The 13,272-nt window shown below is 66.3% G+C and carries 11 protein-coding genes, 1 tRNA gene and 1 pseudogene; 10 read left to right on the forward strand and 3 right to left on the reverse strand.

Going from position 1 to position 13,272, the window contains the following annotated elements:
* Positions 1–115 precede the first annotated feature (115 nt).
* Together BHE75_RS08035 and BHE75_RS08040 are read left to right on the forward strand one after the other, a co-directional pair.
* Entirely contained in the window at positions 116–1,564 is a 1,449-nt protein-coding gene (locus BHE75_RS08035) for an FAD-binding oxidoreductase (RefSeq protein WP_070933566.1), read from the forward strand.
* 118 nt (positions 1,565–1,682) lie between these two features.
* Positions 1,683–2,459 (forward strand): SapC family protein, encoded by a 777-nt coding sequence (locus BHE75_RS08040; protein ID WP_015460063.1) that lies wholly within the window; start codon positions 1,683–1,685, stop codon positions 2,457–2,459.
* A 272-nt stretch (positions 2,460–2,731) separates the two neighbouring features.
* Here the strand turns inward: BHE75_RS08040 and BHE75_RS08045 are convergent, their stop codons facing one another.
* The gene (locus BHE75_RS08045) at positions 2,732–3,613 is read right to left on the reverse strand and encodes an N-formylglutamate amidohydrolase (RefSeq protein WP_070933567.1); all 882 of its coding nucleotides are present in this window, start codon (positions 3,611–3,613) and stop codon (positions 2,732–2,734) included.
* Between the two features lie 139 nt (positions 3,614–3,752).
* Between BHE75_RS08045 and cpdR the strand changes: the two genes are divergently transcribed.
* Entirely contained in the window at positions 3,753–4,127 is a 375-nt protein-coding gene (gene cpdR, locus BHE75_RS08050) for a cell cycle two-component system response regulator CpdR (RefSeq protein WP_015460065.1), read from the forward strand.
* A 73-nt stretch (positions 4,128–4,200) separates the two neighbouring features.
* Positions 4,201–4,275: transfer RNA gene (locus BHE75_RS08055), tRNA-Val, on the forward strand.
* Between the two features lie 192 nt (positions 4,276–4,467).
* Here BHE75_RS08055 and BHE75_RS08060 read toward each other — a convergent pair.
* On the reverse strand, positions 4,468–5,376 hold the full coding sequence (locus BHE75_RS08060; protein ID WP_070933568.1) for an SDR family oxidoreductase: 909 nt from the start codon (positions 5,374–5,376) through the stop codon (positions 4,468–4,470).
* 95 nt (positions 5,377–5,471) lie between these two features.
* Here BHE75_RS08060 and BHE75_RS08065 point away from each other — a divergent pair, with 95 nt between their 5' ends.
* The 3 genes from BHE75_RS08065 (at position 5,472) to BHE75_RS08075 (ending at position 8,075) form a co-directional block, all read left to right on the forward strand.
* The gene (locus BHE75_RS08065; RefSeq protein WP_070933569.1) at positions 5,472–6,344 is read left to right on the forward strand and encodes a helix-turn-helix transcriptional regulator; all 873 of its coding nucleotides are present in this window, start codon (positions 5,472–5,474) and stop codon (positions 6,342–6,344) included.
* Between the two features lie 229 nt (positions 6,345–6,573).
* The gene (locus tag BHE75_RS08070) at positions 6,574–7,101 is read left to right on the forward strand and encodes a hemerythrin domain-containing protein (RefSeq protein WP_015460068.1); all 528 of its coding nucleotides are present in this window, start codon (positions 6,574–6,576) and stop codon (positions 7,099–7,101) included.
* 68 nt (positions 7,102–7,169) lie between these two features.
* Complete coding sequence (locus BHE75_RS08075) at positions 7,170–8,075, forward strand: NAD(P)/FAD-dependent oxidoreductase (protein ID WP_191225245.1); 906 nt, start codon at positions 7,170–7,172, stop codon at positions 8,073–8,075.
* Between the two features lies 1 nt (position 8,076).
* Here the strand turns inward: BHE75_RS08075 and BHE75_RS08080 are convergent.
* Positions 8,077–10,253 (reverse strand): annotated as a pseudogene (locus tag BHE75_RS08080) (catalase).
* Between the two features lie 309 nt (positions 10,254–10,562).
* On the opposite strand from BHE75_RS08080, the gene BHE75_RS08085 reads away from it, so the two are divergent.
* The 3 genes from BHE75_RS08085 to BHE75_RS08095 all read left to right on the forward strand — a co-directional run bounded on the left by BHE75_RS08085 (position 10,563) and on the right by BHE75_RS08095 (position 12,267).
* The gene (locus tag BHE75_RS08085) at positions 10,563–11,321 is read left to right on the forward strand and encodes a Crp/Fnr family transcriptional regulator (RefSeq protein ID WP_070933570.1); all 759 of its coding nucleotides are present in this window, start codon (positions 10,563–10,565) and stop codon (positions 11,319–11,321) included.
* Positions 11,322–11,325: 4 nt separating this feature from the next.
* Entirely contained in the window at positions 11,326–11,532 is a 207-nt protein-coding gene (locus tag BHE75_RS08090) for a hypothetical protein (protein WP_015460072.1), read from the forward strand.
* 189 nt (positions 11,533–11,721) lie between these two features.
* On the forward strand, positions 11,722–12,267 hold the full coding sequence (locus tag BHE75_RS08095; RefSeq protein ID WP_070935622.1) for a hemerythrin domain-containing protein: 546 nt from the start codon (positions 11,722–11,724) through the stop codon (positions 12,265–12,267).
* The last annotated feature ends 1,005 nt before the right edge of the window (positions 12,268–13,272 follow it).

A 13,272-nucleotide genomic window follows, 5' to 3' on the forward strand; every position in this document is an offset into this window, starting at 1 on the left:
CCCCGATCATGAATTCGCCCGCATAATGGCTGGCATCGATTCCCCGTCGCGGTTGAACAAGAGCTTAATTGGATGTCGTTTCCGTTGGGCGAAGCCGCCGCTATAGCGTTCGACGATGGTTTCGTCTCCACCCGACCCCGCATTCCTGGAATGCCTGGCGAACCGGCTGGGGCCGCGCGGCTTCACCGCCGATCCCGCCGATATCGATCCCTGGACGATCGATTGGCGCGGCCGCGTGCGGGGAAGCGCGGTGGCGCTGCTGTCGCCCGCCGACACCGCGGAAGCCGCCGATATCGTGGCGATGTGCGCGGCCGCCGGCGTGCCGCTGGTGCCGCAGGGGGGCAATACGTCGATGGTGGCGGGCGCCACGCCGCCGGCCAATGGATCGGCGCTCATCCTGTCCACCCGGCGCATGCGGGCGATCCGTTCGATCTCGGCGGCCGATGGCGTGGCGGTGGTGGAGGCGGGCGTGGTGCTCGCCGATCTCCACGATGCCGCCGCCGTTCACGGCCTGCGCTTCCCCTTGTCGCTCGCGGCCAAGGGATCGGCCACGATCGGCGGCCTCGTCTCCACCAATGCCGGCGGCACGCAGGTGCTCCGCTTCGGGCCGATGCGGGCGCTGGTGCTGGGGATCGAGGCGGTCCTGCCCGATGGATCGCGCTTCGACGGGCTTTCCGCGCTCCGCAAGGACAATCGCGGCTATGACCTGCGCCAGCTTCTCACCGGGGCGGAAGGCACGCTGGGGATCGTGACGGCCGCCAGCCTCAGGCTCGTGCCCGCGATCGGCCGGCGGGCCGTGGCCTGGGCCGGGCTGGATTCGCCGCAGGCCGCGCTGGCGCTGCTGCGGCGGCTGGAAGCGGCGACGGGGGAAGCGGTCGAAAGTTTCGAGCTGGTGCCGGACGACGCGCTGGACCTTGTGATCCGCCACATCCCCGGCAGCCGGGCCCCGCTTGGCGGCGCCCATCGCTGGCATGCCCTGATCGAGGCGACCGCGCCGCAGGGGGCCGCCGATCCCGCCGATGCCCTGGGCCAGGTGCTGGGCCAGGCCATGGCCGATGGCGGGGTGGGGGATGCCACGATCGCGGCCAGCGAGGCGCAGGCCGAGGCCTTGTGGCGGCTGCGCGAATCCATCTCGGATGCCGAGCGGGCGGACGGCATGGCGGCGAAGCACGACATATCCGTTCCCGTTTCGGCGATGCCTGACTTCATCCTTTCGGCGCGCGTGGCGGTGGAGGCGGCCTTCCCCGGCACCCGCGTCATCGCCTTCGGCCATCTTGGCGACGGCAACGTCCACTTCAACGTCCGCGCCCCGGCCGGCATCCCGGCCACGGGGGCGGAGGGGATGGCCTGGCTCGCGGAAACCGGCGCCGCCGTCAGCCGGATGGTCAACGACCTCACCGTCGCGGCCGGCGGATCGATCTCCGCCGAACATGGCATCGGCCAGACCAAGCTCGCCGAATATGCCCGCCTCGCCGATCCCGCCCGGCTGGCGGCGCAGCAGGCGATCAAGGCCGCGCTCGATCCCCGCTGGCTGATGAATCCGGGCAAGTTGGTGCCAAGGTAAAAGCAGCCGAAGATCCAGGCGGAACTTGCCTCCCGGCGCGAGGGGCCATAGACGAACCGGCTCACAGGTCCGGGAATCCTTCCCGGGCCGCAAAGACAGGTTCGGGAGACCTCATTACATGGCGAGCGCACCGCCGAGCGGCCTGCCGCTTTTCTACAACCAGCTCCAGCCGCTTTCGAGCAGCCTCCACGCCGATTATGTCCTGCGCCAGCGGGATAGCGTGCCGTTCCTGGCCGGCGTCCATGCGGTGCCGCTGACGGTGGAGGAATTCGGCCTCGCCCAGCGCCACTATCCGATCGTCTTCTCGTCCGGTCCCAATCCGGTTCCGCTCGCGCTGATGGGCCTGAACGAAGGCGTGAACATGTTCGTCGGCGAAGACGGCAAGCTGGCGGGCGATGCCTATATCCCCGCTTATGTCCGCCGTTACCCGTTCATGCTCGCCAAGCTGCAGCCGAACAGCGAGGAGCTTTCGCTCTGCTTCGATCCCACGTCCGACACGGTGGGCCAGGGCGGCGAGGGCGCGGCGCTGTTCGCCGACGGCCAGCCTTCCGATGCGACCAAGGGCATCCTGGGTTTCTGCGAGCAGTTCGAGCAGGCCGGCCAGCGCACCGCCGCCTTCATGCAGGAACTGGTAGATCTGAAGCTGCTGATCGACGGCGAAGTCTCGATCCAGCCGGAAGGCGCGCCGCAGCCCTTCATCTATCGCGGGTTCCAGATGATCGCGGAGGACAAGCTGCGCGAACTGCGCGGCGATCAGGCTCGCAAGCTGATCCAGTCCGGCCTGCTGGCGCTGGTCTATGCCCACCTTTTCTCGCTTTCGCTGATCCGCGATCTGTTCGCGCGCCAGCTTCAGGCCGGCAAGGTTCCGGCCCAGCAGCCGCAGCTGCAGGTCTGATCGTCATCCCACCCCGGATCGGCGGGTTCGATCCGGGCTTTCCCGCCGGGTGAGCGGGAATGAGCGGCGTCCGGTTTGCACCGGACGCCGCACTGCCGAAAAACTTGGTTGCAGATATTGAAATCGGGGGTGGCGAGGCATATCTTCCCATCAGTGCGCGGGCGTGTCCCCCTTTCGCGACCGCGCATGAGCGCGTCTTTTGACGCGCTTCCTCCCTGAACCTTGGCCACCTCGTGCCGCAATGCACGAGGTGGTTTTTTATGTGCCGCAGGTCATTCGGCGGCGCGGGCGAGGGGGGCGGAAAGCTCCTCCACCATCGCGGCCACCATTTCGGCGATCAGCGCGCGCATGCGGGGGAGCCCCTCGCCGGGGCCGCGCAGGTCGGGCGCGAGATAGGTGGAACGGTCCACCTCGATCTGGATGGCATGGATGCCGCGGGCGGGATGGGCCTGGCGGTCCAGCGTATGGCCGCCGGCATAGGGGCTGTTGCGCGCGCAAGGAAAACCATGCTCCTCCGCGATGCGGGTCAGGCGATCCATCAGGAAAGGCGGCGCGGTGCGGCCGTGGCGGTCGCCCAGCACGATCCGCGGGGGCTGGCCGCCGCCATGGGCCGGAAGCTGCGGCATGGAATGGCAATCGATCAGCAGCGCCACGCCAAAGCGGCGACGGGCTTCCTCCAGCGTGGAGGCAATGGCCGCGTGCCAGGGGCGATGATCCCTGAAGATGCGGGCCTCCAGCTCCTCCGCGTCCAGCCGCCGCGCCCATATCTCGCTCACGCCCGCCATCCGCCGGGGCACCAGGCCCAGCCCGCCCCTGACCTTGGTGCTCAGGATCACGTCATGCGCACGGGGCCGGGGATCGATCATGGTGGGATCGATTTCCCGCTCGTCGCGGTTGAGATCGATCCAGCAGCGCGGGCGGCGCGCGATGAAGGCGGTTGTGCCTGCGGCGATGGCCTCGTCGACGAGGAGGTCGGCATATCTGTCCTCCAGCGCCTCGAGCCTCGCCCGCGGCACACGCGACATTTCCAGCAGCTCCGGCGGATAATCCCGCCCGGCATGAGGAACCGAAATCAGCACGGGGCAGGCCGGGGCCGTGGGGCCGAGACGGATGAAGCCTTCGGCTGTCTCAACGGATGAAATCGGCGGGCGCATGATGTGCAAACCTAAGCGGGCCGCCACCTGCGCGCAATCCGGGGCGTCGGTCCGGCCGTTGCGGACTGGAAAATTTTAACTGGCCGGCGCATAAGCAGCCACAGGCGCGGGCGGCGGGTCTGCCGCCTTGGGGACCGTGATGATTCGAATCCTGCTGGCCGAAGACGACGATTCGATGCGCGAATATCTTGCGCGCGCGCTCGATCGCTCCGGCTACAAGGTAACCGCGGTCGATCGCGGCACGGCGGCGCTGCCGCTGCTGGAAAGCCAGACGTTCGATCTGCTGCTCACCGATATCGTGATGCCGGAAATGGACGGGATCGAGCTTGCCCAGCGCGCGGCGGTGATCGCGCCCGCGATGCGGGTGATGTTCATCACCGGCTTCGCGGCGGTGGCGCTCAAGGGCGGTGCCGCGCCGCCCACCGCGAAGGTCCTGTCCAAGCCGTTCCACCTGCGCGACCTCGTGATGGAGGTCGACCGCATGTTCGAAGTGGGCAGCGCGACGGAAATCTGAGGATAAGGCGCAAAATTTTCGCAAACCGGCTTGCGCAGCCCCCGGCCCTTCGCTAGGGGGAGCGCCTCACGGCGGGCGTGTAGCTCAGTGGTAGAGCACTGTGTTGACATCGCAGGGGTCGCAAGTTCAATCCTTGCCACGCCCACCATGAAAAGCCCCGGCAGTCCAACGACTTGCCGGGGTTTTTTATGCGCGGATTTTATCGCGGCTTTCGCTGTCTCCGGTGAAGCGCTCCCGGAACGCGAAATTCGATCTTCGATGATCCTCTCGATCTCCGCGCAGGCAGCGCTCCTAGCTATCAGTGGATCCGACGTGCGCTGCGTATTTCAGCCCGGCGTTGCTACCTGCTGAAGGAAGGCGAGGTTCCATAATCCATCGCCTCCAGATCGGCGATCAGGCTCGGCCCGTCCGGCTGCCAGTCGAGGCGCCGGCGTGTCCATTCGCTTGACGAAGGCATGTCGTAGCTCATGAACGATCCCATCCAGCCGAAATGCTCCGTCGCCTTTTCGGGGGCGAGGGAGATGACGGGCAGGCCCAGCCCGTTCCCGATCGCTTCGGCGATCGCCCGCGCCGGGACGCCCGCCTCCGCGGAGGCATGGTAGCGAATGCCGGCCTCATGCTTTTCAAGCGCCAGCCGGTACAGCCGGGCGACATCGGTGACGTGCGCGGCGGGCCAGAGGTTGTCGCCATCGCCGATATAGGCCGAAACGCCCCTGGTGCGCGCGATGGCGATCAGCGGGGAGATCAGCCCCTGTTTCAGGGTGTCGTGCACCTGCGGCAGGCGCACCACCGCGACCGATGCGCCCTTTGCCAGCGCATCCGCGCCGGCCTTTTCCGATGCGATGCGCGGGTTGGGATTGTTCCAGTCGACAGTGTCTTCGGTGGCGGGCTTGCCGGGACCGTTGCTGCCCATGCCGGTGCCGGAGGTGATGATGAAGGGCTTGCCGGTCCCCGCAAGCACCGTGCCCAGGGCCTCGATCAGCCGGGCGTCCTTGGCGCAATTCTCGACGAAGCGGGAGAAATCGTGATCGAAGGCCGTGTGAATCACGGCATCGGCCTGCTCTGCGCCGGCCAACAGGCTCCGCGGATCGTCGATCGTGCCGCGATAGGGCTGCGCGCCCGCCTGTTCCAGCCGACGGGCGCCTTCGTCGGAGCGGGTGAGGCCCAGCACTTCGTGGCCCGCGCCGATCAGTTCGGGCAGGATATGCGATCCGATGAAGCCCGTGGCGCCGGTCAGTAAAACACGCATGGAATATCTCCGAATTGTCCGGGGACTGATCTCGGGCTAGATATCAACCTGTTAAAGTAGTGACCTTATCATGGTATAAGGACCAACAGGATCGCATGGTGCCCGCCCAATCCGCCAACCAGCTCGGAACCTTTCTTCGCAACCGGCGCACCCGGCTCGATCCCGCGGCCTTCGGCTATACGGGCGGCCGCCGCCGGACGCCGGGGCTGCGCCGCGAGGAGCTTGCCCAGCGCGCGAATATCAGCCCAACCTGGTATACCTGGCTGGAGCAGGGGCGGGGCGGGGCTCCGTCCGCCGACGTGCTCGACCGCATCGCCAGGGCGATGATGCTGACCGAGCCCGAGCGCGAGCATATCTACATGCTCGGGCTCGGGCGGCCGCCGGAAGTGCTCTACAAGCCGGTCGAAGGCGTTTCGCCTCGCCTGCGGCGTCTGCTCGACACGCTCGGTAGCCCCGCGATCATCAAGACGGCGATCTGGGATGTGGTCGGCTGGAACAGGGCGGCCGCCACGCTGTTCACCGATTATGCGAAGATCCCCCGGGAGGAGCGCAACATCCTGCGGCTGATGTTCGGCACGGCGCGGGCGCGCACGGCTCAGGACGATTGGCAAGGCGTCGCGCGCTGGGTGGTCGGTGCGTTCCGCGCCGATGTCGCCCGTGCCGGCGTGGGCGAGGAAGCGAACCGGCTTGTCGAGGAGCTTGTGCGCATCAGCCCCGAATTCGATGCGTTCTGGCGGGACAATGATGTCGTCGCCCATGGCGAGGGGTTCAAGCGCATCCACCATCCCGAAGCCGGCCTTATCGAGCTGGAATTCTCGTCCTTCTCGGTCGACGGCAGGCCGGAACTGGGCATGGTCGTCTATAATCCCGCATCGCCGGCCGACGCCGAGGCCATCCGGGCGCTGGTCGCCTCGGCGGAGACCACCACCTGCGGAACGCCGCGCGCGGAGTCGCAGCAGCAGGCATAGGGCCGCAATCGGGATAGCCCATGACACCGCGATAGATTGGGCGGTGGGGTTGATCTGCGGGGCGGGCGATCAATCGGTCGTTGGCGCGCCCGGATAGCAGGGCAGGAGGGCGGAAATCGCGCTGACGCAGGTTAATTCACGGCAGCGTGCGGGGTCTTTTCAGGGGCTGGAAGGTTCATCGAGGGGAATATGCCGGATTTCGGCGCTTCCCTTATCTCGGAGAGACTGCATGGCTACCGCCCAGACCGCGAAACCCGCGCCCAAGACCAGACCGGCTTCGAAGGTCGCCCGCAAGAATGTGCGTGCCGAAGGCAAGCCCGTCGACGCGATCAGGCTGCTCAAGAACGACCACAAGGAAGTGAAGGGCTATTTCAAGGACTATGAGACGCTGGAGGACGATGCCGCGAAGCAGGCGCTCGCGGAGAAGATTTGCCTGGCGCTGACGGTCCACGCGCAGATCGAGGAAGAAATCTATTATCCCGCCGCGCGCGAGGCGATCGACGACGACGATCTGCTCGACGAGGCCGAGGTCGAGCATGCCAGCGCCAAGCAGCTCATCGCGGAGATCCAGGCGATGAAGGCGGGCGACCGGCTGTTCGACGCCAAGGTGACGGTGCTGGGCGAATATATCGAGCATCATGTCGAGGAGGAGGAGAGCGAGATGTTCCCCGAGAGCCGCGACAGCGATCTCGACCTCAAGGCGCTGGGCGTCCAGCTTGCCGAGCGCAAGGCCGAACTCATGGCGCAGGCCCGGTAATAGACGGGACCTCCCCGGCGCCCCACCCGCCAGAAGCGGTCGACCCGTCGATCGCTTCCGCGGAGGGTATCTGCGATTGCCTCGTTATCGGCGGCGGCCCGGCGGGGCTGACTGCCGCGATCTATCTGGCTCGGTTCCATCTCGCCGTCATCGTGATCGACGCGGGGCAGAGCCGGGCGAGCCTCATCCCGCTGACCCGCAATCATGCCGGGTTTCCGGAAGGGATAACGGGCCCCGATCTGCTGGCCCGGATGAGATCGCAAGCCGGCCTCTTTGGCGTGGAGCTTCGCAACGGCCACGTAGATGCGCTCGAGCGGCGGCAGGGAGACTTCCTCGCCCGCACGGATCAATCGACGATCCGGGCGCGGACGGTGCTGCTTGCCACCGGCGTGGTCAATCGCCGCCCGCCCATGATCGATGATTCCACGCACGCGCGTGCGGTGGCCGCCGGCCGGCTGCGCTATTGCCCGATATGCGACGGTTACGAGGTGACTGACCGAGCCGTCGCCGTACTGGGAACGGGCGAGCGCGGGTGCAACGAAGCCTTGTTCCTGCGCAGCTACACCGCCAATGTCACGCTGATCGCCCCTGAGGCGGCGCGCCAACTCTCGGCACAGCAGCGGGCTTTGCTAGGCGAAGCGGGAGTCGGCATTGCCGGGCCTTGCCGCGCGATCCGGCTGGACGGAAATGAGATCCTGGTCGATCTGGAAGCCGGGCCACGGGCATTTGACAGCCTCTACCCTGCGCTGGGCTCGGATGCCCGCTCGGAGCTTGCCGGACAGGTCGGCGCCGACCTGTCCGAAGAGGGATGCCTGAAGGTCGATGCGCATCAGCGCACCAGCGTCGTGGGCCTATATGCCGCCGGCGATGTCGTGCTCGGCCTCGATCAGATCAGCCATGCCATGGGCGAGGGCGGTGTCGCCGCGACCACGATCCGCAACGATCTGGCCCGGCAGACCCCGCTTCTCCGATAGATCAGACCTGGGGCTGCGCGTCGAGATCGACCGCCAGTTCCCGTGGCCAGAAACGCAGCGCGCGGCAGGCTTCGATGAACGGGGCGGCGTCTGCGGCTTTGCCAAGCGGCAGGCAGGCTTCGTCGAGATCCTCGGCGATGCCGGCGGCGGCGAAGAGCGCCTCGGCCTCGGCGCCGATCCCGATATATTTGCAGTGCGCGAACGCATCGGTGACGAAATCCCTGGCCGCGGCGTCGCGCGACAGCAGCGCCGCACCGTCCGCCGAGACCAAGATCGCGACCGCGTCGAACAGGACGGAGGGTCCGCCGTCGATCTTGTGCTTGGCAGAGACGGTCGTGCCGTCGGACAGTGTCACACCGCCGATCTTGGGCGCGATCACCTCATAAACCGCCGCTTCCTTCTCGACCGCCTTCAACAGTGCCGTGAAGATCGCCGCATCCGCGCCATCGCTCAGCAGGATGCCGAGCTTGCGCCCCTTGAAGCTGGCCGGCCCGTTCTTGACGATGCTGAGCTTGTCGGAAGCGGGCAGGTCGGCGATCGGCTCGCGCGCCGCCACGGCGGGATCGGGAAGCGCCAGCCCCAGGCCATCGGCAACGGTTGCCGCAAGCGTCGCATCGATGTTCAGCAGATGCGACACGACGCGCGATCGGATATCGGGCCGTTCGACCTTGGAAAGCTCGAACACCAGCGCATCGCCGATATGCTTCCGTTCGATCGGCATCTGGCTGACGAGGAATTGCCGCGCCTGGCTGTAATGGTCCGCGAAGCTCTCCGAACGGATGCGCTGCTTGGGGCCGTCGGCGGTTTCGGCGAAGCTCGTGAAGCCGCGGGCCGGGTCCTCGCGCGGTCCGCCATCAGCCGCGCCCCAACTGTTGGGTTCATAGTTCGCACGGCCCTTGGGATTGCGCATCGCCATGTGCCCGTCCTGCTGGAAATGGGCCATCGGGCATTTGGGCGCGTTGATCGGGATATGGGTGAAGTTGGGGCCGCCCAGCCTTTTGATCTGCGTATCGAGATAGGAGAAATTGCGCCCCTGAAGCAGGGGATCGTTCGAGAAGTCGATGCCGGGCGGCACATTCTGCGTGCAGAAGGCGACCTGCTCCGTCTCGGCGAAGAAATTGTCGACCACGCGGTCGAGCACCAGCCGGCCGACAATGCGGACCGGCACCAGCTCCTCGGGGATGATCTTGGTGGCGTCGAGCACATCGAAGTCGAAGCCGTCGGCGAAATCATCGTCGAACAGCTGCACGCCCAGCTCCCATTCGGGGAAATCGCCGCCGTTGATCGCGTCCCACAGATCACGGCGATGGAAATCGGGATCGGCGCCGTTGATCTTGACCGCCTCGTTCCAGACGACCGATTGCAGGCCCTGCCTGGGCTTCCAGTGGAACTTGACGAAGGTCGATCTGCCCTCCGCGTCGAGCAGCCGGAACGTGTGGACGCCAAAGCCCTCCATCGTCCGGAAGGAACGGGGAATCGCCCGATCCGACATGGTCCACATGATCATGTGGAAGCTCTCCGGCGTCAGGCTGACGAAGTCCCAGAAATTGTCATGCGCGGTCTGCGCCTGCGGGAAGTTGCGGTCGGGCTCGGGCTTGGCCGAGTGGATCAGATCGGGAAACTTGATCGCATCCTGGATGAAGAAGACGGGGATGTTGTTGCCGACCAGATCCCAATTGCCCTCCTGCGTGTAGAGCTTGACCGCAAAGCCGCGCACGTCGCGGGCGAGATCGAATGATCCCTTGGAGCCGGCGACGGTCGAGAAGCGCACGAACGCCGGCGTGCGCTCGCCGACGCGCTGGAAGATATCGGCCCGGCTGACATCGGCCAGGCTGTCGGCAGCTCGAAGAAGCCGTGCGCGCCATAGCCGCGCGCATGCACGACGCGCTCGGGAATCCGCTCATGATCGAAATGGAAGATCTTTTCGCGGAAATGGGAATCCTCGAGCAGGGTGGGGCCACGTTTGCCCTGCTTCAGGCTGTTCTGGTCGTCCGCCACCGGAATGCCCTGCTGGGTGGTGAGCGTCGCCACGTCGCGGTCGGCGGCCTGGCGCGTCTCGCCGCCGCTACCCTGCGGCTCGTCATAGGAAAAGGAGATCGCGGCATCGGCGGGCAGGGGCGAGGCCTTCTGCGGCGATTCGCCTCCGACATCCACCCCCGCCAGCTCTGGCGACGTCATGCCGCCGGTGGATTTCGCGGGTAACTTGCCCGATGCCGGTGTCCTGGCCATGGTGATATCCTCATCTTCGCTCGATGCCTGGACGAGGCGGCCGGCCGGGATGGTTCCGGACATGCGGCCGCGACGCCAATGGCGGGATGTGGCCTAAGAACCCAGGCAACGCCGGGCGGTTGCCGGGGCCGGGGCTAAATTAACCTGCGTCATCATGATTGCGCCCGGGCCGGCGCAACACCCGGCCACGTCGCCCGTTGGGGAGAAGCACGGCGCGACCGCCGATGCATCCTGGCCCACCCCGGAGGATGGTCTGCCGTGTTCACCGAACGTTTCCTGAGAGATAAACGTGGTGTCAGCCTCGAGGTTGATGAGCGCGAAAGGCTCGAGGCGGCCATTGTCGAGGTTCAGACGGTTGAACCCCGCAAGACGATCGCCCGCGCGGGCGAATCCCTTCAGCAAAGCACGCTGCTGCTGGAAGGCATCATGTCGCGCTATATCGATGACCGGCGCGGCCTGAGGCAGCTCGTGGCGGTGCATGTTCCGGGCGATTTCGTCGATCTGCACGCCTATCCGCTCAAGATCCTCGACCATGATGTCGCGACCATGACCGCGGCGACGGTGGCGATCGTGCCGCACGTGGCGCTCGACGCCATCACGCGCGAGATGCCCAGACTAGCCCGCAAGCTCTGGTTCGCGACGCTCATCGATGCCGCCATCCACCGCGCCTGGCTGTTCCGCCTCGGCCGTCTCGATGCGATCGGGCGCGTTGCGCATTTCCTGTGCGAGACCAATGTGCGGCTCGTATCGGCCGGCCTCAGCGATGGTCGCCGCTTCGCGTTCGGCCTCACCCAGAATGATCTCGCCGAGATATGCGGCCTCACCAATGTGCATGTGAACCGGGTGATGCGGCATCTGCGCGAAGATCGGCTCTGCATTTTCCGATCCTCGCTCGTCGAAATCCTCGATCCCGAACGATTGGCCGAACGCGGGCAGTTCAATCCCGCCTATCTCTATATCGACTACGCCCCGCCCGAGCACTCGCCCTCAAATCCGCCCTCAAATCCAAGGCCATAGCTTCATGCCCGCACCGCCCGCCGTTCCGCAGCCACAGACCAAAGCCGGTATCGCCAGCGCCGAAGATGGGCTCGTCGTCCTCGACGGACCCGATGGCGTGGCGGTGACGATGACGCCGGATGCCGCGACGCGGACCGGCCAGAACCTGATCTCGGCCGCGGAAATCGCGGAGCGGCAGAGGGCGGACAAGGATAGATCGGAAGGGCAATGATGCGCGGCCACCTTCCGCCCGGAGCCGTCTGCCGGCGGCGCATGCTCGCCACATCGGCATGCGTGCTGGCGATGCGGGATTCGTATTGATCGGTGTTGATTTCGCCCGGCCGGCCGGAACGCCGACCATCGGCGCCGGTTGTTCGGGGCATGGTGCCAGCCGCTGGCTGTCCCGATCAGGAGAATGCCGATGTCCGTCCTCGACCGCCTCATAGCCGCCGTTACGCCGCCTGAGACCGAGCAAGCCCGCCTGGAAGCGCGCACGAAGGCGACCAGCGCAGCCGCCCCGGGCGATTGGCTGGACCAGATCCTGCAGCATCACATGGACCTCGAGGATGCCTTTGCCGAGGTGAAGGCCAGCGCGGATGCCGCGGGCCGCAGCTCCGCGCTCAACCAGCTCGGGCTCCTCCTGACCGGCCATGCGATCGCGGAGGAGGCGGTGATCTATCCCGCGCTCGCCGAAGATGGCGAGAAGGCCCATGCCAGCATGGGATATGACGAGCAGGCGATGGTGAAGGTCCAGATGGCGCTTCTCGAGAAGCTGGACCCCATGAGCCAGGATTTCATCGACAAGCTCGAGCATATCGAGGGCGCGGTCGCGCATCATATGTATGCCGAGGAGGGCAACTGGTTCCTCGACCTCAAGGAAAAGGCTTCGGCCGCGGACCAGGCCATGCTGACCAGGCGCTATGCCGAAGAATATGAACGATATGTCGGCGCGGATATGCCGGCCTGATTGCCATGGTCCGCACGGGGCTAAGGCCTGTCAGGTCCGGTGCGTCCCGGCGCCGCGGGGCGACTGGCCGGACCGGATGCCCGGCCAGTCCTTTCGTTATCGGCCTGAAACAGACGCTGGCCGACGGCGAAGGGCGGATCGCGGCGCGTTTCGATATCAATGATCTCGCCGGCGAGGTGTTGATCTCGCGGGATTCGGTGTGGGTCCTCATCCGCCGTGAAGGTGCCGGCGGCCTGGCGTTGCGTGCCGCATTCCTGCCGACCGCCTTCACCTGCCAGAAGGTTGCGGCGCATGCGGGCGAGACGATGCGGCTTGAGCTCGGAAGCGCCATGGGCAACCACTCCATCGTGCTCAGGGCCGGCGGCGATGCGCTCGAGCATATCCGCATGACGGCCACCTTCACGCCGTCGATGCCCGCCCTCATTCCGTTCATGCCGCGCGATCTCTACCCGCTTGACGGGGACGATGATCCCCTTGGAGCGGAAGGCCGTGTCGAGGCGGCGCAGCGCGGCCTCAACAGCGGGATGATCTATTTCCGCATCGACGAGCCCGCCTTCGGCAACGTGCTCTATTTCCAGAACCTGACGGCGATGAACGCTTATTACCGCGCCACAAAAACCAGCCCCGACGGCGCGGTTGGCGGCCTGTGGCCGGAACTCGGCTATCTGCTGCCGACGCCGGTTCAATCGGGCAAGCTGCCGTCCGACCCGCTCACTGCCGGGGTCGAGGTGACGCTGTCCGACGCGATCCTCGTCTTCCGCCATCACGCCCCGCCGCATGAGCGTGAATCCGCGCGCCAGTTCCTGCAGATGCTGGGCGAAGCCTATAAGCTTCTCGACCTCCCGCCCACGGATTATCGGGATTGGGTGGCGCGCGCCGAACGGACGCTCATCGATCTCGACAAGGCCCCGGAAGCGACGATCCGCCATTATGGCCATCGCTATGTCCACCCCTATACCGCGAGCGAATATCCGGACTCGATGGTGNAGATCTCGGTGNTNGCNG

Source organism: Edaphosphingomonas haloaromaticamans (assembly GCF_001853345.1).
GTDB lineage: Bacteria > Pseudomonadota > Alphaproteobacteria > Sphingomonadales > Sphingomonadaceae > Sphingomonas_E > Sphingomonas_E fennica.

What these genes read in the sequence shown, in the direction of transcription:
- BHE75_RS08035 (WP_070933566.1), top strand. Translation starts at nt 116, where the DNA reads ATGGTTTCGTCTCCACCCGACCCCGCATTCCTGGAATGCCTGGCGAAC.
- BHE75_RS08040 (WP_015460063.1), top strand. Translation starts at nt 1,683, where the DNA reads ATGGCGAGCGCACCGCCGAGCGGCCTGCCGCTTTTCTACAACCAGCTC.
- BHE75_RS08045 (WP_070933567.1), bottom strand. Translation starts at nt 3,613, where the DNA reads ATGCGCCCGCCGATTTCATCCGTTGAGACAGCCGAAGGCTTCATCCGT.
- cpdR (WP_015460065.1), top strand. Translation starts at nt 3,753, where the DNA reads ATGATTCGAATCCTGCTGGCCGAAGACGACGATTCGATGCGCGAATAT.
- BHE75_RS08060 (WP_070933568.1), bottom strand. Translation starts at nt 5,376, where the DNA reads ATGCGTGTTTTACTGACCGGCGCCACGGGCTTCATCGGATCGCATATC.
- BHE75_RS08065 (WP_070933569.1), top strand. Translation starts at nt 5,472, where the DNA reads ATGGTGCCCGCCCAATCCGCCAACCAGCTCGGAACCTTTCTTCGCAAC.
- BHE75_RS08070 (WP_015460068.1), top strand. Translation starts at nt 6,574, where the DNA reads ATGGCTACCGCCCAGACCGCGAAACCCGCGCCCAAGACCAGACCGGCT.
- BHE75_RS08090 (WP_015460072.1), top strand. Translation starts at nt 11,326, where the DNA reads ATGCCCGCACCGCCCGCCGTTCCGCAGCCACAGACCAAAGCCGGTATC.
- BHE75_RS08095 (WP_070935622.1), top strand. Translation starts at nt 11,722, where the DNA reads ATGTCCGTCCTCGACCGCCTCATAGCCGCCGTTACGCCGCCTGAGACC.